This is a genomic window from Pseudomonas faucium, assembly GCF_021602585.1.
Taxonomy (GTDB): Bacteria; Pseudomonadota; Gammaproteobacteria; order Pseudomonadales; family Pseudomonadaceae; genus Aquipseudomonas; species Aquipseudomonas faucium.
Genome location: NZ_BQIP01000010.1, coordinates 94,972 through 112,408, shown reverse-complemented (window position 1 = coordinate 112,408; position 17,437 = coordinate 94,972). Strand labels below are relative to the sequence as shown.

The 17,437-nt window shown below is 66.3% G+C and carries 14 protein-coding genes; 5 read left to right on the top strand and 9 right to left on the bottom strand.

The features are described 5' to 3' along the window. Positions 1-60 precede the first annotated feature (60 nt). Complete coding sequence (gene mqo / locus L6D75_RS14030; protein ID WP_236193580.1) at positions 61-1,698, top strand: malate dehydrogenase (quinone); 1,638 nt, start codon at positions 61-63, stop codon at positions 1,696-1,698. A 137-nt stretch (positions 1,699-1,835) separates the two neighbouring features. On the opposite strand, the gene L6D75_RS14025 is transcribed toward mqo, so the two are convergent. Then, positions 1,836-2,171: an ArsR/SmtB family transcription factor gene (locus L6D75_RS14025; RefSeq protein ID WP_176518279.1), complete on the bottom strand. Its 336-nt coding sequence runs from the start codon at positions 2,169-2,171 to the stop codon at positions 1,836-1,838. A 52-nt stretch (positions 2,172-2,223) separates the two neighbouring features. On the opposite strand from L6D75_RS14025, the gene xenA reads away from it, so the two are divergent. Further along, a complete protein-coding gene (xenA, locus tag L6D75_RS14020) occupies positions 2,224-3,315 on the top strand; it encodes an NADH:flavin oxidoreductase/NADH oxidase (RefSeq protein ID WP_236193579.1) in 1,092 nt (363 codons plus the stop codon). Positions 3,316-3,431: 116 nt separating this feature from the next. Here xenA and L6D75_RS14015 read toward each other — a convergent pair whose 3' ends face one another. The 5 genes from L6D75_RS14015 to L6D75_RS13995 all read right to left on the bottom strand — a co-directional run bounded on the left by L6D75_RS14015 (position 3,432) and on the right by L6D75_RS13995 (position 9,970). Beyond that, positions 3,432-4,682, bottom strand: a complete 1,251-nt coding sequence (locus L6D75_RS14015) for an NAD(P)/FAD-dependent oxidoreductase (protein ID WP_176517027.1) — start codon at positions 4,680-4,682, stop codon at positions 3,432-3,434. 3 nt (positions 4,683-4,685) lie between these two features. Then, complete coding sequence (locus L6D75_RS14010; RefSeq protein WP_176517028.1) at positions 4,686-6,263, bottom strand: aldehyde dehydrogenase (NADP(+)); 1,578 nt, start codon at positions 6,261-6,263, stop codon at positions 4,686-4,688. Positions 6,264-6,401: 138 nt separating this feature from the next. After that, entirely contained in the window at positions 6,402-7,349 is a 948-nt protein-coding gene (locus L6D75_RS14005) for a dihydrodipicolinate synthase family protein (RefSeq protein ID WP_176517030.1), read from the bottom strand. A 54-nt stretch (positions 7,350-7,403) separates the two neighbouring features. Then, the gene (locus tag L6D75_RS14000; RefSeq protein WP_176517032.1) at positions 7,404-8,330 is read right to left on the bottom strand and encodes a 4-hydroxyproline epimerase; all 927 of its coding nucleotides are present in this window, start codon (positions 8,328-8,330) and stop codon (positions 7,404-7,406) included. Positions 8,331-8,353: 23 nt separating this feature from the next. After that, complete coding sequence (locus L6D75_RS13995) at positions 8,354-9,970, bottom strand: APC family permease (RefSeq protein ID WP_176517033.1); 1,617 nt, start codon at positions 9,968-9,970, stop codon at positions 8,354-8,356. Positions 9,971-10,408: 438 nt separating this feature from the next. Here L6D75_RS13995 and L6D75_RS13990 point away from each other — a divergent pair, with 438 nt between their 5' ends. Next, positions 10,409-11,191 (top strand): AraC family transcriptional regulator, encoded by a 783-nt coding sequence (locus tag L6D75_RS13990; RefSeq protein ID WP_176517035.1) that lies wholly within the window; start codon positions 10,409-10,411, stop codon positions 11,189-11,191. Here L6D75_RS13990 and L6D75_RS13985 read toward each other — a convergent pair. Then, positions 11,179-12,066, bottom strand: a complete 888-nt coding sequence (locus tag L6D75_RS13985) for a LysR family transcriptional regulator (RefSeq protein WP_176517037.1) — start codon at positions 12,064-12,066, stop codon at positions 11,179-11,181. The genes L6D75_RS13990 and L6D75_RS13985 overlap by 13 nt on opposite strands. A gap of 139 nt (positions 12,067-12,205) precedes the next feature. On the opposite strand from L6D75_RS13985, the gene moaB reads away from it, so the two are divergent. Next, entirely contained in the window at positions 12,206-12,745 is a 540-nt protein-coding gene (gene moaB, locus L6D75_RS13980; RefSeq protein WP_176517039.1) for a molybdenum cofactor biosynthesis protein B, read from the top strand. Between the two features lie 88 nt (positions 12,746-12,833). Here the strand turns inward: moaB and L6D75_RS13975 are convergent, their stop codons facing one another. After that, positions 12,834-13,733 (bottom strand): bestrophin family protein, encoded by a 900-nt coding sequence (locus L6D75_RS13975; protein ID WP_176517041.1) that lies wholly within the window; start codon positions 13,731-13,733, stop codon positions 12,834-12,836. Between the two features lie 20 nt (positions 13,734-13,753). Then, positions 13,754-14,758, bottom strand: a complete 1,005-nt coding sequence (moaA, locus tag L6D75_RS13970; protein WP_176517043.1) for a GTP 3',8-cyclase MoaA — start codon at positions 14,756-14,758, stop codon at positions 13,754-13,756. 278 nt (positions 14,759-15,036) lie between these two features. Between moaA and L6D75_RS13965 the strand changes: the two genes are divergently transcribed. Beyond that, the gene (locus L6D75_RS13965) at positions 15,037-17,367 is read left to right on the top strand and encodes an FdhF/YdeP family oxidoreductase (protein ID WP_176517045.1); all 2,331 of its coding nucleotides are present in this window, start codon (positions 15,037-15,039) and stop codon (positions 17,365-17,367) included. The last annotated feature ends 70 nt before the right edge of the window (positions 17,368-17,437 follow it).

Genomic DNA, 17,437 nt, shown 5'->3' with positions numbered 1-17,437 from the left:
ACATGAAACACCTGGGCCAGCCACAGGCCCGTCCTCCGTTCTACAGACTGGAATTGATCAATGTTCAAGAAAGCTGGCAAGACCTTGCTGGGTCTGGCTGTCGCTGCGAGCTTCATGCAAGCGCACGCCGCAGAAACCAAGAAAGTCGATGTGCTGCTGGTCGGCGGCGGCATCATGAGCTCCACCCTGGCCGTGTGGCTGCACGAGCTGGAGCCAAGCTGGTCGATGGAGATGGTCGAGCGCCTCGATGGCGTGGCCGAAGAAAGCTCCAACGGCTGGAACAACGCCGGTACCGGCCACTCCGCGCTGGCCGAGCTGAACTACACCCCGGAAGACAAAGACGGCAACGTCAACATCGCCAAGGCCATCGAAATCAACGAAGCCTTCCAGATCTCCCGCCAGTTCTGGTCGTGGCAGGTCCGTCAGGGCGTGCTGAAGAACCCGCACTCGTTCATCAACACCACCCCGCACATGAGCTTCGTCTGGGGCGATGACAACATCAAGTTCCTCAAGAAGCGTTACGACGCACTGCAGGCCAGCCCGCTGTTCCGCCCGATGCAGTACTCCGAGGACCACGCGCAGATCGCCAAGTGGGTCCCGCTGATGATGGAAGGCCGCGACCCTAACCAGAAGCTGGCCGTGACCTGGACGCCAATCGGCACCGACGTCAACTTCGGCGAGATCACCCGCCAGTTCGTCGGCCACCTGAAGACCCAGGACAAGTTCACCCTGCAACTGTCCAGCGAAGTCCAGGACATCACCCGCAACAAGGACGGCTCCTGGCACGTCGAGTACAAGAACCTGAAGGACGGTACCGAATCGGCCACCGACGCCAAGTTCCTGTTCATCGGTGCCGGTGGCGGTGCGCTGAAGCTGCTGCAGAAGTCGGGCATTCCGGAAGCCAAGGAATACGCAGGCTTCCCGGTAGGCGGCTCGTTCCTGGTGACCGAGAACCCGACCATCGCCATGCAGCACATGGCCAAGGCCTATGGCATCGCCTCGACCGGTGCCCCGCCCATGTCGGTTCCGCACCTGGACACCCGCGTGCTGGACGGCAAGCGCGTGATCCTGTTCGGGCCATTCGCCACCTTCTCGACCAAGTTCCTGAAGAACGGCTCGTACCTGGACCTGCTGAGCACCACCACCCCGCACAACGTGTGGCCGATGACCAAGGTCGGTATCGAGCAGTACCCGCTGGTCGAGTACCTCGCCGGCCAGCTGATGCTGTCGGACGACGACCGCTTCGAAGCCCTGCGCACCTACTTCCCGAACGCCAAGAAGGAAGACTGGAAACTGTGGCAGGCCGGCCAGCGCGTGCAGATCATCAAGCGTGACGAAGAGAAGGGCGGCGTGCTCAAGCTGGGCACCGAAGTGGTAGCCTCGCAAGACCGCACCATCGCAGGCCTGCTGGGTGCATCGCCAGGTGCCTCGACTGCGGCGCCGATCATGCTGAACGTGCTGGAAACCGTGTTCAAGGAAAAGGTCGCGACGCCTGAGTGGCAAGCCAAGATCAAAGAGATCGTGCCGAGCTACGGCACCAAGCTGAATGATTCGGCAGCGGCTACCCAGAAAGAGTGGAACTACACCGCTGAAGTCCTGCAGCTGGAAAAGCCGCCGGTGATCGACCAGAGCGTCGGCACCAGCACTGGCGTGACCCAGCCGGTTGAAAGCAAGCCTGAGAACGACATGGCGCTGTAAGCTGCGGCCTTGTTGTGATCGAAAAAAACCACGGGGGTGACCTCGTGGTTTTTTTTTGCCTGTGGCGGCCCTATCGCCGGCAAGCCGGCTCCCACAGGCATTGCATATGGCAGGCAAGCTGAGGTGAATCGGTGGGATCACTGCTGGCGCAGGAGGCACTCCAGCAAGCCGGGAAAGCGCTCGTCGAGCATTTCGCTGCGCAGCGAATTCATGTGGGTGGTGCCGACATTGCGGGTGTGCACCAGCCCGGCATCGCGCAACACGCGAAAGTGGTGCGACATGCTCGACTTCGGCCGGCCGCCATCCAGCTCGCCGCAACTGGCCTCGGCCACGCCCGCCAGGTGGCGCACGATTTCCAGGCGCACGGGGTCGCTCAGCGCATAGAGCACGCGCTCCAGGATCAGGTCTTCGGGGTTGGGGTGTGTGTAGGCTCGCATGGTCGCCATGATAACGGGGGTTTCACAAATTGCCATAGTTCGAATATGATCGAACAATCGTATTCAGATGACCCTACGGAGTCTGCCCATGTCTGCATTGTTCCAACCCTATACCCTCAAGGACGTTACCCTGCGCAACCGCATCGCCATTCCGCCGATGTGCCAGTACATGGCCGAGGACGGCATGATCAACGACTGGCACCACGTGCACCTGGCGGGCCTGGCCCGCGGTGGCGCGGGGCTGGTGGTGGTCGAGGCCACCGCGGTGGCGCCGGAAGGGCGCATCACCCCCGGCTGCGCCGGTATCTGGAGCGACGCCCATGCCCAGGCCTTCGTGCCGGTGGTGCAGGCGATCAAGGCCGCAGGTTCGGTGCCGGGCATCCAGATCGCCCACGCCGGGCGCAAGGCCAGCGCCAACCGCCCGTGGGAAGGTGACGACCACATCGCCGCCGACGATGCCCGTGGCTGGGAAACCCTCGCCCCGTCGGCCATCGCCTTCGGCGCGCACCTGCCGAAAGTGCCGCGGGAAATGACCCTGGCCGACATCGCCCGGGTCAAGCAGGACTTCGTCGATGCCGCCCGCCGTGCGCGTGACGCCGGTTTCGAGTGGATCGAGCTGCACTTTGCCCACGGCTACCTGGGCCAGAGCTTCTTCTCCGAGCACTCCAACCAGCGCACCGATGCCTATGGCGGCAGCTTCGAGAACCGTAGCCGCTTCCTGCTGGAAACCCTGGCGGCGGTGCGTGAGGTGTGGCCGGAAAACCTGCCGCTGACCGCGCGTTTCGGCGTGCTGGAATATGACGGGCGGGATGAGCAGACGCTGGAGGAGTCCATCGAACTGGCGCGCCTGTTCAAGGCCGGTGGCCTGGACCTGCTGAGTGTCAGCGTGGGCTTCACCATCCCGGATACCAACATCCCGTGGGGCCCGGCGTTCATGGGGCCGATTGCCGAGCGCGTGCGGCGCGAGGCGGGGTTGCCGGTGACCTCGGCGTGGGGCTTTGGTACGCCGCAGTTGGCCGAGGCGGCGCTGCAGGCCAGCCAGCTTGACCTGGTGTCGGTGGGGCGTGCGCATCTGGCCGACCCGCATTGGCCGTATGCGGCGGCCAAGGAGCTGGGTGTGGACAAGGCTTCCTGGACCTTGCCAGCGCCGTATGCGCATTGGCTTGAGCGTTATCGCTGAGTGACCGTAGGGGCTGCTGCGCAGCCCCATCGCCGGCAAGCCGGCTCCCACAGAGCAATCACGGCGCTGTACCTATGGGAGCCGGCTTGCCGGCGATGGGGTCGCGCAGCGGCCCCTCAAAACCGATCGATCCGGTAAGCCGCCACCCCCGCCACCTGTTCCTGCTCAGCCAACCGCCCCACCCACTGCGCCGTCACCGCCGCCTGGGTCAGGCCCAGGTGCTGATGCCCGAACGCCAGCAGCACCCGCCCATCACACACCCGGTCGATCACCGGCAGCGAATCCGGCAGCGAAGGCCTGAACCCCATCCACGGCGTCGCCCCCTCCATCCCCAGCTCCCGCGTGAACAGCCCCTTGCTCAGCCGGTGCAACTGCCACGCCCGCTGCATGCTCGGCGGCGCGTCCAACCCTGCGAACTCCACCGTGCCCGCCAGCCGCAGCCCGCCCGTCATCGGCGTCATGATGAACTTGCGCTCCAGCGAGGTGACCGCAAACGGCAGGCGCTGATGCTCACCTGGCAACATCAGGTGGTAGCCACGTTCGGTGTCCAGCGGCACACGCTTGCCGGTCAGCGCCGCCGTCAGTTGCGCGGAGTGGGCACCACAACTGACCAGCACCTGGCGCGCACTGAATGTGCCCTGGTCACTGCTGAGCTTGACGCCGTTGGCGTCCAGGTGCCCGCCATCGACCTGCGCCTGCACGAACCGCACGCCACTGGCCTTGGCCGCCTCGAACAGTTCGCAAACCACCCGGTAGGGGTCGAGAAAATGCCCGGTACGCGGGAAGAACAAGCCACCCAGGATCGATGCACTCAACTGCGGCGCCGCGCCATGCACGGCATCGCCCGACCACATGTCCACCGCCACGCCCTGCTGCTGCATGCGCGCGCGCAAGGCGTTCAGCGCCTGGCGCGACTCGGGCCGCTCGAACACCAGCAGCGAGCCATCCTCCTTGAACAGGTCACTGCGCCCGATCGACCCGAGCAAACGCTGCCAGGCGCCAAGGCTGCCTTCGTTCAGCGTGCGGATGCCGGCCACGCTGCGCTGGAACGGCGCCGGGCGCAGGTTGAGCAGCAGCCGGGTGAACCAGGGCAGGGCCTTGGGCAGGTACTTCCAGTCCAGCCGCAGCGGGCCCATCGGGTCCAGCAGCATGCGCGGCAGGCGCTTGAGGATCGACAGGTCGGCGATGGGGAACACCTGCTCGGTGGCCAGGTGCCCGGCATTGCCGTAGGACGCGCCGTGGCCCGGCGCCTGGCGGTCGATCAGCAGCACCCGGCGGCCCTGGCGGGCCAGTTGCAGGGCGCAGGCGACGCCGACGATGCCGGCGCCGACCACGGCAATATCGGTTTCAAAGGAGGCATCGCGCATGGTTCAGCGTTCCCGCTTGCCGTCGAGCAAGCGCTGCAGCTGCAGCGGGTTGCCGTGCTTCAACGCCTGCGGCAGCAAGGCGTCCGGGAAGTCCTGGTAGCACACCGGGCGCAGGAAACGCAGGATCGCCGCCGTGCCCACCGAGGTGCTGCGGGCATCGGAGGTGGCCGGGAACGGCCCGCCGTGGACCATCGCATCGCACACTTCCACACCGGTTGGCCAACCATTGACCAGGATGCGCCCGGCCTTGCGCTCCAGGGTCGGCAGCAGGGCGCGGGCGCTGTCCAGGTCGCCGTCGTCCAGTTGCAGGGTGGCGGTCAGCTGGCCCTCCAGGTGCTCGGCAACCTGGCGCACCTGCTCGTCGCTGGCACACGCCACCACCAGCGAGGCGGCGCCGAACACTTCGGCCTGCAGCGCCGGGTCGGCGAGAAACGCACTGGCCTGGGTGACGAACAGCTGCGCCTGGCACTGGTTGGGGCCGTGCGGCGGCTGGCCGCTGGCCGCGACCTGGGCGTTGGCGTTGTCGGCCAGGGCGGCGGTGCCGGCGGCATAGGCACTGTAGATGCCTGGCGTGAGCATGGTTTGCGCCGCAGCCTGGGCAACGTGCTCGCTGGCGGCGGCAATGAAGCGTTGCAGCGCCGGCCCTTGGCGGGCGATGACCAGGCCGGGGTTGGTGCAGAACTGGCCCGCGCCCTGGGTGAGCGAGGCGACGAAGCCTTGCGCCAGTGCTTGGCCACGGGCTTGCAGCGCCGCGTCGAAGAGGAACACCGGGTTGATCGAGCTCATCTCGGCATACACCGGAATCGGCTCCGGCCGCGCCTGGGCGGCCTGGCACAAGGCGATGCCGCCGCTGCGCGAGCCGGTGAAGCCGACCGCCTTGATGCGTGGGTCGCTGACCAGGGCAATGCCGACTTCACGCCCCGCGCCATACAGCAGCGAGAACACGCCTTCAGGCAAGCCGCACAGCTGCACGGCGCGCGCCACGGCCTGGCCGACCAGTTCGCTGGTGCCGGGGTGGGCGCCGTGGGCCTTGACCACCACCGGGCAGCCGGCCGCCAGTGCCGAGGCGGTGTCGCCACCGGCCACCGAGAAGGCCAGGGGGAAGTTGCTGGCGCCGAACACGGCGACCGGGCCCAGGGCCACCTGGCGCTGGCGCAGGTCGGCGCGGGGCAGGGGCTGGCGCTCTGGCTGGCGATTGTCGATGCGCACATCCAGCCATTCACCGTCGCGCACCACGCGGGCGAAGGTGCGCAGTTGCGTGCAGGTACGGCCGCGCTCGCCCTGGATGCGTGCCTTGGGCAGGCCGCTTTCGGCCACGGCGCGGTCGATCAGGGCATCGCCGAGCGCTTCGATCTGTTCGGCGATGGTTTCAAGAAATGCCGCACGCTGCTCCAGCGACGTTTCGCGATAGGGGTCGAACGCTGCCCAGGCCAGGGCGCAGGCCTGGGCCACGTGTTCGCCGGTGCCGCCGGCGTAAGCGGGTTCGAGCTTCTGGTTGGTGGCCGGGTCGATGGCGTGGATGGCTGCTTGGCTGCCGGGCACGGCGCGCTGGCCGATCAGCAGGTTGCCTGTCAGGGTCATGGGGCGTCCTTAATGCGGGGGTTCGAGAAAGCGGGCCGCTGAGCGGCCCATCGCCGGCAAGCCGGCTCCCACAAGGTCATTGCAGGTTTCATGTGGGAGCCGGCTTGCCGGCGATGGGGGTGTACTGCGGCCCTCGAATCAGGCCAGGTTCTGCTCGGCCGACCAGTTGGCGTACCAGCTGCGGAACAGCGCGTACTGCTGCTCGGCGTAGTTGCGCTGGGCATCGGTGAGCACGTCGGTCTCATTGAAATGCAGGCTGTACTCGCTGTCGCCGTTGAGCACCATCAGGTGCTTGTAGTACAGCACCAGGTCGCAACCTTCATCGAACGAAGAAAGCACCGCCAGCGCCGACTCCAGCTCGCGGGCCTGGCGGCGGGCGCGGGCATCGCCCTTGGCCGCCTGCTTGCTCAGGCTCACCAGCTGCAGCACTTCGCGCGGCAGGGCGTTGCCGATGCCGGTGATGGCGCCGGTGGCGTTGCAGTTGACGAAGCCGTGCACCACCTGGGTGTCGACGCCGACCATCAGGGTCACGTCGTCATCCTTGGAGGTGATGTGCTCGGCGGCGTAGCGCAGGTCGGCGCCACCGCCGAACTCCTTGAAGCCGATCAGGTTCGGGTATTCGCGGCGCAGTTCGAAGAACAGGTCGGCGCGGGTGGCGAAGCCGTAGTAGGGGCTGTTGTAGATCACCGCCGGCAATTTCGGCGCGGCCGCGAGAATGGCCGAGAAGTGGTGCTTCTGGGCGATCAGCGAGGCGCCGCGCGACAGCACGCGGGGGATGACCATCAAGCCGGCGGCGCCGACCTTGGCCGCGTGGGCAGCGTGGGCCACGGCTTCGCGGGTGTTCACCGCACCGGTGCCGACGATGGTCGGGATGCCGGCGGCCACCAGGCGCGCCACGCCTTCCTGGCGTTCGGCCTCGGTCAGCAGCGGCCAGTCGCCCATCGAGCCGCAGTACACCACCGCGCTCATGCCCGCTTCGATCAGCTCGCGGCCCTTGCGTACCAGGGCGTCGAAGTCCGGGGTGCGGGCGGCGGTGCACGGGGTCATCAGGGCGGGCATGCAGCCGGTGAAGATGTTGTCGCTCATGGGTGTCACTCCTTGCAGTATTCAGTCAGGTGGCGAAGAAAAGGCCTCGGGCGCTCAGATGCCCCAGGCAAACGGATCCTGTTCGTCGATCAGCAGGGTGCTGTCGGCGGTCATGTAGGCGCGGCCGGTGATGAACGGGCGAATGTGCGCGCCTTCGCGCTGGTAGCGGCCGTGGAACTGGCTGCCGGTGATGCTCGCCTGGACCCAGGTCTGGCCCTCGGCGAGCTTGCCGTCGGCGGCCAGGCAGGCCAGCTTGGCGCTGGTGCCGGTGCCGCAGGGGGAGCGGTCGTAGGCCTTGCCGGGGCACATGACGAAGTTGCGGCTGTTTGCGTTGGGGTCATCGGCGAACAGCTCGACATGGTCGATCAATGCGCCGTGTTCGCCGGTGATGCCCTGGGCTTCGAGCGCCTTGAGCATGGCCCAGGTGTACTCGGTGAGGGCTTCGCGGTTGGCCAGTTCGATGCGCTGGCCGTGCTCGGACACCAGGAAGAACCAGTTGCCGCCCCAGGCGATGTCGCCGTGGACCACGCCGTGGCCTGGCACTTCGACCGCTACCTGCTGGCGGTAGCGGTAGGCCGGCACGTTGCCGACCGTGACCGCGCCGTCTTCATGCAGGGTGGCGGTGACCTGGCCGACCGGGGTGTCGATCTTGTGCTCGCCCGGCTGGATCAGGCCCAGGTGCTGCAGCGAGGCGACCAGGCCGATGGTGCCGTGGCCGCACATGTTCAGGTAGCCGGCGTTGTTGAAGAAGATCACCCCGCAGGTGGCATCGGCCGACACCGCCGGGCAGTACAGCGCGCCAACCAGCACGTCGTTGCCGCGGGGCTCCAGCAGGCAGGCGCGGCGCCAGTGGTCGTGCAGTTCGCGCAGCTCGTCGCGCTGCTCGGCCATGCTGCGGCCGGTGAGGGTGGGGAAGCCTTTGAGCACCAGGCGGGTAGGTTCGCCGCCGGTGTGGGAGTCGATCACATGAACGTGTTTCATGGGCATGTCCATTTCAGAGAAGGTCAGGAGGCGACGGCGGCAGGGCGCTGGCCGGCGTAGCTTTCGCCGCTGGCTTCGCTTTCGTCTTCGCCTTCCAGGCGCACCAGGTGAGCCGGCACGCCGGTGGCGGCGCCCCAGTAGTAGATGCCCAGGGCACAGGCGGCCACGGCGAGGGTGTCGAACGGGTGGGCAAGCACGCCCAGGCCGCCGAAGCTGCCCAGCCAGGACAGCAGGATGGTCACGGCGTAGAAGCCGATCAGCCAGGCCGAGGAGCGCACTTGCTGGGCCAGCGACAGGTGCTGGGTGGGCACGAAACGGGCGCACAGCAGGTACAGCACGAACATCACGATCTGCAGCGCCAGCAGCCACGACACGGTGTTCCAGCCAGACCAGTAGACGATCAGCGCAGCGATGATGAACGACAGCGGGCCGAGCACGCCCATGCCCATGACCCGGAACGGGCGCGGCATGTCCGGTGCATTGCGGCGCAGGGCGGCAACGGTGACCGGGGCCACGGCGTAGCTCAGCACCAGGGCGGCGGACACCACGTTGATCAGCGCTTCCCAGGACGGGAACGGCAGGGTCCAGAACACCGACAGGCCGAAGGTCAGCCACAGGGCAGGGCGCGGGATGCCGGATTGCGCGTCGATGCGGGTGAAGTAGCGGAAGAAGGTGCCGGTTTGCGCCCAGCCATAGATCACCCGCGGGGTGGCGTTCATGTAGATGTTGCCGCAGCCGCTGGGCGAGATCACCGCATCGGCCACCACCAGGTAGGCCAGCCAGCCCACGCCCAGGGCCAGGGCGATGTCACGGTAGGGCAGGGCCAGTTCCTTGGTCACGGCGGCCCAGCCGTTGCTCAGCATCTCGGTCGGCACGCTGCCGAGGAAAGCCAGTTGCAGCAGGGCGTAGATCGCGGTGGACAGCAGCACCGAGAGGATCAGCGCGATCGGGATGGTGCGCTGCGGGTTCTTCACTTCGCTGGCCACCGAGATGATCGGCGTCAGGCCCAGGTAGGCGAAGATGATGCCGCCGGCCGACACTGCCATTTCCACACCGGACAGGCCGAACGGGGCAAACCCCTGGACCTCGAAGTTTTCCGGCTTGAAGAAGGTGAACAGCACGCCGATCACCAGCAGCGGCACGATGAACTTGAACACGCTGATCAGGTTGTTGGCCTTGGCGAAGGTTTTCACGCTGCGGTAGTTGAGGAAGAAGAACAGCCCCAGCAAGGCGAACTGCACCAGCCAGCCGAGCACGGTGGGGTCGCTGGAGCCGGCCTTGGTCAGCCCGGGAAACCACGCCGCGGCGTACTGGCGGGAGGCGACCACTTCGATGGCGATCAGGCTGGAGAAGGCGATCAGCGTGATGAAGCCCATCAGGTAGCCGAGCAGCGGGCCGTGGGAATACACCGGGTAGCGCACCACGCCGCCGGCACGCGGCAGGGCCGCGCCGAGCTCGCAGTAGACGATGCCCAGCAGCAGCACGGCAAAGCCGCCGAGGAACCAGGAAAGGATCCCGGCCGGGCCGGCGATGGCCGACACGTGGCTGGCGGCGAACAGCCAGCCGGAGCCGAAGATGGCGCCGAGGCCGATGAAGGTGAGGTCGAGCAATGACAGCTGTTTCTTGAATTTGCCTGACATGGGTGCGCCTTTTTGTAGGTTTTGGATAGGCAGGTCTGATGTCACGTGATGCGGCGTTACCGCCGCGCTCTTGTAGGCATGGGGCGGCTTGCGTGGGGCATAGAGTGAACCTGGCGGGGGTGGGGGTTCTTGATGGTTTTCTGCAGGGAGGATGACGAAATCGGCACAGTTGCAGAAAAGGCTGGTGGCCGGGTGGGCCCGCTGGATAGGCTGGAGGGCCTGTAGGGGAAGGGCTGGAGAGATGTGTTGGGCGTGCTGGCGCCATCGCCGGCAAGCCGGCTCCCACCTGTGATCCTGTGATCCTGTGATCTTGGACCTTGGACCTTGGACCTTGGACCTTGGACCTTGGACCTTGGACCTTGGGTCTTGTGACCCTGTGACCCTGTGGGAGCCGGCTTGCCGGCGATGGCGGCGGTAAAGACAACAGAGAACCGACAGATGACAACCGAGCCCCTGGCAACCCTCTACCACAACCTCGCCGAACACCGCCCCGCGACACTCGAGGCCCTGCTGGCCAGCGTCTCCCTGCTGCTGCCGATTCTCGACGCCATCCCCAACGCCGCGATATTCATCAAGGACCCGCACGCCCGCTACGTGCTGGCCAACACCACGCTGGTGCAGCGCTGCGGCCTCAAGCGCCTGCAGCCGCTGCTGGGCAAGACCAGCGCCGAAGTCTTCCCGGCGCAACTGGGCCCCGGCTACACCGAACAGGATCGCCGGGTGCTGCAACAGGGCCTGGTGCTCGAAGACCAGCTGGAGCTTCACCTTTATGGCAGCCGCGAACCCGGCTGGTGCCTGACCCACAAGCGCCCGCTGCACAACCCCGCGGGCGAGATCATCGGCCTGGTCGGCATCTCCGTCGACCTGCAGTCAGCCGCCGACACCCACCCCGCCTACCAGCGCCTGGCCGCAGTGGACGAACACATCCGCCAGCACTTTCACCAGCCGATCAGCATGGGTGAACTCACCCGCATCGCCGGGATTTCCGTGGCGCAACTGGAGCGCTACTGCAAGCGGGTGTTCCACCTCACGCCGCGGCAGATGATCCACAAGGCCCGCCTGGAAAACGCCCACCGCCTGCTGCACAGCGAGCTGCCGATCACCGAGGTGGCACTGCAGTGCGGCTACACCGACCACAGCGCCTTCAGCCGGCAGTTCAAGCAATTGACGGGGTTTACCCCGCGGCAGTACCGCCAGGCGACGGCGACTCAGAGGGTTTGAAACAGCGCACGCGCCTCGTCAAAGCACTGCTCAGCAATCGCCGAACGCGGCTCGCTGCGGCGCAGCAGCAGGCCGACCGGGCTGTGGATGCTGGCGTCGGCGATGGGGATGATGCGCAGGTGTTCGCTCAGGTCTTCCAGGCCGAAGTTCAGCGGCATCACCGCGCAGCACACGCCGGCGGTGATGGCCTGGACCAGCTGGAAGCTGGAGTCGCTTTCCAGCACTGCCATAGGCTCCAGCCCCCGGCTGCGCAAGCTCAGGTCCAGCGACTGGCGGTAGTGCATGCCCTTGCTCAGCAGCCCCAGCGGCAGATTGGCCAGTTCGCTCCATTGCAGTTCGGCGGCATCGAGCTGGAAGTGCCGGGTGTCGTACAGCAGGCCCATGGTGGTGGTGCCCAGTTCGATCACTTCGAAGAAGCCGGCGTTGACCTGGTCCAGGTAGCAGATGCCAAGGTCCAGCTGGTTGCGGCTCAGGCCGTCCATGATCTGCTCGGTGCTGTGGGTGCTGAGCTGGAAATGCAGCTCGGGGTATTTTTCGCGCAGCGGCATCAGCAGGTTCATGGTGTTGAAGCTGGCCAGGGGCACGCTGCCCAGGCGCAGGCTGCCGACCACCTGGCCGCGGCAACTGGCGGCCTCGGCTTGCAGGCCGTCATGGGCGGCGAGCAGGGTGCGGGCCCAGGCCAGGATGCGCTCGCCAGCTTCGGTGAAACCCTCGAAGCGCTGGCCGCGCTTGACCAGCATCAGGTCCAGCTCGTCCTCCAGGTTGCGCAGGCGCATGGACAGGGTCGGCTGGGTGATGTGGCACAGCGCCGCGGCCTGGCCGAAGTGGCGGGTCTGGTCGAGGGCGATGAGGAACTTGAGCTGCTTGATGTCCATGGGGCTGCCTGGGGTGGGGTGTACAGACCTTAACCAAGTCTGCGATAGATGTCATTGATCGGCCAGTTCGCCATATCGATTGGACGCCCTGGCGCCGTGCCTCTAGCGTTGCGGCACAGCCCATTCAAGGAGCCATCCCGTGCGCGTCAAACCCGACGCGGTCTTCGTACCGCTCAACATCGCCGTGCTGACTGTCAGCGATACCCGCAGCTTCGACAACGACACCTCCGGCGAACTGCTGGCCAACCGCTCGGTGCAGATCGGCCATCGCCTGGTGGCGCGGGTGCTGCTCAAGGACGACCTGTACAAGATACGCGCCCAGGTCGCCACCTGGATCGCCGATGACGAGGTGCAGGTGGTGCTGATCACCGGCGGCACCGGCTTTACCGGGCGTGACAGCACGCCGGAAGCGGTGCAGTGCCTGTTCGACCGGCATATCGACGGTTTTGGCGAGTTGTTCCGCGCCCTTTCGATTCTCGACATAGGCTCTTCGACCGTGCAAAGCCGCGCCCTGGCGGGTATGGCCAATGGCACGCTGGTGTGCTGCCTGCCGGGCTCGACCGGCGCCTGTCGCACGGCCTGGGAGGGGATTCTGGCCGAGCAGCTGGATGCACGGCACATGCCGTGCAACTTCGTGAAGCATTTGAAGCCGATTCAAGCTTGCCAGAGCCGTGGTTGACTGTAGCGGCCCTATCGCCGGCAAGCCGGCTCCCACAGGAAATCACTCGCCTTGAGCTGTGGGAGCCGGCTTGCCGGCGATAGGGCCTTCAGCTCAACACATAATCCACTGGCAGCAACGCCGGTGGCAGCGGCTGCACCTCCAGTGCCCCCAGCACATCCCGCTCGACCGTGCGCACCATGGCATCGAGTGGCAAGTCGTTTTCGTCGCGCCCGAACGGGTCCTCCAGCTCATTGCCGATCGCATCCAGCCCGAAGAACGTATAGCCGACGATGGTGGTGAACAGCGGCGCCAGCCACCCCAGCGGCTCGGCCAGGGCAAATGGCAGCAGCAGGCAGAAGATGTAGATGGTGCGGTGCAGCAGCAGGGTATAGGGGAAGGGCAGCGGCGTGCCCTTGATCCGTTCGCAGGTGGCCTGCACCTCGGTCAGGCCGGCCAGGCGTTGCTCCAGCAGGGTATAGCGCCATTCGCTGATGTGCTGCTGCTCGGCCAGGCGCGAGCACTGCTCGCCAATCTCGCGCAGGATGCCGTCGCAGACGTTGTGCTCGGCCACCGGCGCGTTGCCCTTCAGCCAGGGCCGCGCGGCGCGGCTTTCGTCCTCGTTGCGCAGGCGCGCACTCAGTGCGTGGGCAAAGCCGCACAGGCTGCGCAACAGCTCGGCGCGCAGCGGCGCATCGGCGATCACCGTGCTTTCGCGCACGAACGAGCGCGTCTCGATGATCAGCTTGCCCCACGCCTTGCGCCCTTCCCACCAGCGGTCGTAGCAGGCGTTGTTGCGAAAGCTCATGAAGATCGACAGCGACAGGCCGAGCAAGGTGAAGGGCGTGGCGCTGACCGGGTAGAAGAACGCCGGGAAGTGGCGCTCGACCAGCACGATCAGCGCGGCCAGCAAGGTGACCATCAGGCAGCGCAGGGCAATGCGCTTGACGATCGACCCTTTGAGGGTGAACAGCACGCGCAGCACATCGGGATTGGGGTGGACGATCATGGAAATCCAGAGGCAGCGGGTCAGCCGCCAGTCATGTTCATGAAGCGCAGGATTTGCACATCGCCACCTACCTCGAAATGGTGCCGGTAGGGTTTGAGGTGCAGCGAGTCGCGGATGGCTTTTTCCAGCCGCTCGGGGTTGCCCGGGTGAGCGCGCAGCACTTGCTTGAGGTCCACCGAATGCTCGTTGCCCAGGCACAGCAGCAGGCGGCCCTCGACGGTCAGCCGCACGCGGTTGCAGGTGGCGCAGAAGTTGTGGCTGTGCGGCGAGATGAAGCCGACCCGGGTGTTCGCCGCTTCGGCCAGGCGCCAGTAGCGCGCCGGGCCTTGTGACGATTCGGTCGACTCGATCAGGGTGAACTGCTCGGCCAGGCGCTCGCGCACTTCATCGCTGGAACAGAACGACTCGCCACGTTCGTGCTCGCTGATTACGCCAAGGGGCATCTCTTCGATGAAGGTGATGTCCAGCTCGCGGTCGATGGCAAAGCGCACCAGGTCGACCAGCTCGTGGTCGTTGCGGCCCTTGAGCACCACGCAGTTGAGCTTGATGCGCTGGAAGCCCGCGCGGCGGGCAGCGTCGATGCCGGCGATCACCTGCTGCAGGTGGCCCGTGCGGGTCAGTTGCTTGAAACGCTCGGTATCGAGGCTGTCGAGGCTGATGTTCAGGCGCGACAGCCCGGCATCGAACAGCGGCTGGGCCAGGCGCCCGAGTTGCGAGCCGTTGCTGGTCATGCACAGTTCGCGCAGGCCGGGCAGGGCGGCAATGCGCCCGCACAAGTCGACGATGCCCTGGCGTACCAGCGGCTCGCCACCGGTGAGGCGTATCTTGCGGGTGCCCAGGGCGACGAAGCGCTCGGCCACCTGGAACAGCTCTTCGAGGCTGAGGATCTGCTGGCGCGGCAGAAACTGCATGTCTTCGGCCATGCAATAGACACAACGGAAGTCGCAACGGTCCGTCACCGACATCCGCAGGTAGTCGATTTTGCGGTTGAAACCGTCGATCAGGGGCCGGAGGGTCTGTTCCACGTGGGGGCTCGAAAGGGTTGAGGTGTAAGGTCCAAGCTATTACCTGTGGGCGCCCCCGTCAAATTGCTTTGCCCGACTATTCGATCAGTCTCCTCTATCACGGCTGCAGGCGCCGAAATCCGAGGCCTGCAGCGCGCCCCTGGGCCATCATCGAAACGGCCTATCAGGCTGTAAGCCATATCGATTGGACGCGCTTGTGCCGGCCTCCATAGGCTGGAAAAAAGCACCGGGCTACACGACCCGCTGCACTTTTCCATGCCAGCGTGAGGATTTACCGCATGAGCCAGGACCAACACATCCGGGACTACAAAGGCCCCGCCGCCGGCTGGGGCGCGCTCAAGAGCGTGACCAAGAGCTGGCTGGGCAGCGAGAACGCCTTCAAGAACCTGCGGGCGATGCTCAAGACCAACCAGAACGGCGGCTTCGACTGCCCGGGCTGCGCCTGGGGCGAGTCGCCGGAAAGCGACATGGTCAAGTTCTGCGAGAACGGCGCCAAGGCAGTGAACTGGGAGGCCACCGGGCGTTCCGTGGACCCGGCCTTCTTCGCCAAGTACAGCGTCAGCGCCTTGGCCGAGCAGACCGACTACTGGCTCGAGTACCAGGGCCGCCTGACCCACCCCATGCGCTACGACGCCGCCACCGACCATTACGTCGAAACCAGCTGGCAAGAGGCATTCGCCCTGGTCGCCAAGCACCTGCGCTCGCTCGACTCGCCCGACCAGGCCGAGTTCTACACCTCGGGCCGGGCCAGCAACGAGGCGGCGTTCCTCTACCAGCTGTTCGTGCGCGCCTACGGCACCAACAACTTCCCCGACTGCTCGAACATGTGCCACGAAGCCAGTGGCGTGGGCATGTCGGAAACCCTTGGGGTCGGCAAGGGCACCGTGGTGTTCCATGACCTGGAGCTGGCCGATGCGATCTTCGTCATCGGCCAGAACCCCGGCACCAACCACCCGCGCATGCTCGAACCGCTGCGCGAAGCGGTCAAGCGCGGTGCCCAGGTGGTGTGCTTCAACCCGCTCAAGGAGCGGGGCCTGGAGCGGTTCCAGCACCCGCAGCACCCGTTCGAAATGCTCAGCAACGGCTCCGAGCCGACCAATACCGCCTACTTCCGCCCGGCCCTGGGCGGCGACATGGCCGCCATGCGCGGCATCGCCAAGTACCTGCTGCAGTGGGAGCGCGAGGCCCAGGCCAAGGGCGAGCCCGCGGTGTTCGACCATGCCTTCATCGCCGAGCACACCAGCGGCGTGGATGCCTACCTGGCGGCGGTGGATGCCACCTCGTGGGTGCACATCGTCGAGCAATCGGGGCTCACCCTGGCCGAGATCGAGCTGGCCGCGCGCATGTACCGCAAGGCCGAGCGGGTGATCATGTGCTGGGCCATGGGCGTGACCCAGCACCGCCATTCGGTGCCGACCGTGCAGGAGCTGGTCAACCTGCAGCTGCTGCGGGGCAACGTCGGCAAGCCGGGCGCCGGGCTGTCGCCGGTGCGCGGCCACAGCAACGTGCAGGGCGACCGCACCATGGGCATCGACGAGAAGCCCAAGGCGGCGCTGCTCGATGCCCTGGAAAAACGCTTCCAGTTCCGCGTACCCCGCGCCCACGGGCACAACGCGGTGCTGGCGATCAAGGCCATGGAAGAGGGGCGGGCCAAGGTGTTCATCGGCCTGGGTGGCAACTTCGCCCAGGCCACGCCCGATACCCCCCGCACCCACGCGGCCCTGCGCAACTGCGCGCTGACCGTGCAGATTTCCACCAAGCTCAACCGCTCGCACCTGGTTACCGGCGCCGATGCGCTGATCCTGCCGTGCTTGGGCCGCACCGAAATCGACCTGCAGGAAGATGGCCCGCAGGGCGTCACGGTGGAAGACACCTTCAGCATGGTGCACATTTCCCATGGCCAGCTACGCCCACGTTCGCCGCACCTGCGCTCGGAGCCGTGGATCGTTGCCGGCATGGCCAAGGCCACCTTGGGCAACGCGCCGATCGACTGGGAGTATGCGGTGGCCGATTACGGCCGGATTCGCGCCATGATCGCCGATGTCATCCCAGGCTTTGCCGATTTCAACGAGCGCTTGCAGCACCCCGGCGGGTTCCACCTGGGTAACAGCGCGGCCGAGCGCAACTGGCGCACCGCCACTGGCAAGGCGCGTTTCAGCCCCAGCGCGCTGCCGGAGCAGCTGGTCAACGCCAAGGTGCTGGCGCGCGGTGACAAGCCCGACCTGATCCTGCAGACCATGCGCTCGCACGACCAGTACAACACCACGTTGTACGGGCTGGACGACCGCTATCGCGGGGTGTTCGGGCTGCGTGAGGTGGTGTTCGTCAGCGAGGCGGACATTCGCCGGCTGGGCTTCGAGCCGGGCGAGCAGGTGGATTTGGTGTCGCTGTGGGAAGACGGCGTGGAGCGGCGGGTGTCGGGGTTCCGGCTGGTGCCCTATGACATTCCGGATGGGCAGGCGGCGGCGTATTACCCCGAGACCAACCCGCTGGTGCCGTTGGACAGTTATGGCGAAGGGACCTACACCCCGACTTCCAAGTTCGTGGCGATTCGGTTGGAGAAGGCCAAGCCGGGGAATCGGATCGAGGCGGTGCTGGCGGCTGACTGATTGGTTGCCTGTACGGGCCCTATCGCCGGCAAGCCGGCTCCCACAGGGATCAAGGTGTGCACTTTACCTG

Excerpts from the sequence above, each read along its gene's own strand:
- mqo (WP_236193580.1), top strand. The coding sequence starts at position 61 with ATGTTCAAGAAAGCTGGCAAGACCTTGCTGGGTCTGGCTGTCGCTGCG.
- L6D75_RS14025 (WP_176518279.1), bottom strand. The coding sequence starts at position 2,171 with ATGGCAATTTGTGAAACCCCCGTTATCATGGCGACCATGCGAGCCTAC.
- xenA (WP_236193579.1), top strand. The coding sequence starts at position 2,224 with ATGTCTGCATTGTTCCAACCCTATACCCTCAAGGACGTTACCCTGCGC.
- L6D75_RS14015 (WP_176517027.1), bottom strand. The coding sequence starts at position 4,682 with ATGCGCGATGCCTCCTTTGAAACCGATATTGCCGTGGTCGGCGCCGGC.
- L6D75_RS14010 (WP_176517028.1), bottom strand. The coding sequence starts at position 6,263 with ATGACCCTGACAGGCAACCTGCTGATCGGCCAGCGCGCCGTGCCCGGC.
- L6D75_RS14005 (WP_176517030.1), bottom strand. The coding sequence starts at position 7,349 with ATGAGCGACAACATCTTCACCGGCTGCATGCCCGCCCTGATGACCCCG.
- L6D75_RS14000 (WP_176517032.1), bottom strand. The coding sequence starts at position 8,330 with ATGAAACACGTTCATGTGATCGACTCCCACACCGGCGGCGAACCTACC.
- L6D75_RS13995 (WP_176517033.1), bottom strand. The coding sequence starts at position 9,970 with ATGTCAGGCAAATTCAAGAAACAGCTGTCATTGCTCGACCTCACCTTC.
- L6D75_RS13990 (WP_176517035.1), top strand. The coding sequence starts at position 10,409 with ATGACAACCGAGCCCCTGGCAACCCTCTACCACAACCTCGCCGAACAC.
- L6D75_RS13985 (WP_176517037.1), bottom strand. The coding sequence starts at position 12,066 with ATGGACATCAAGCAGCTCAAGTTCCTCATCGCCCTCGACCAGACCCGC.
- L6D75_RS13975 (WP_176517041.1), bottom strand. The coding sequence starts at position 13,733 with ATGATCGTCCACCCCAATCCCGATGTGCTGCGCGTGCTGTTCACCCTC.
- L6D75_RS13965 (WP_176517045.1), top strand. The coding sequence starts at position 15,037 with ATGAGCCAGGACCAACACATCCGGGACTACAAAGGCCCCGCCGCCGGC.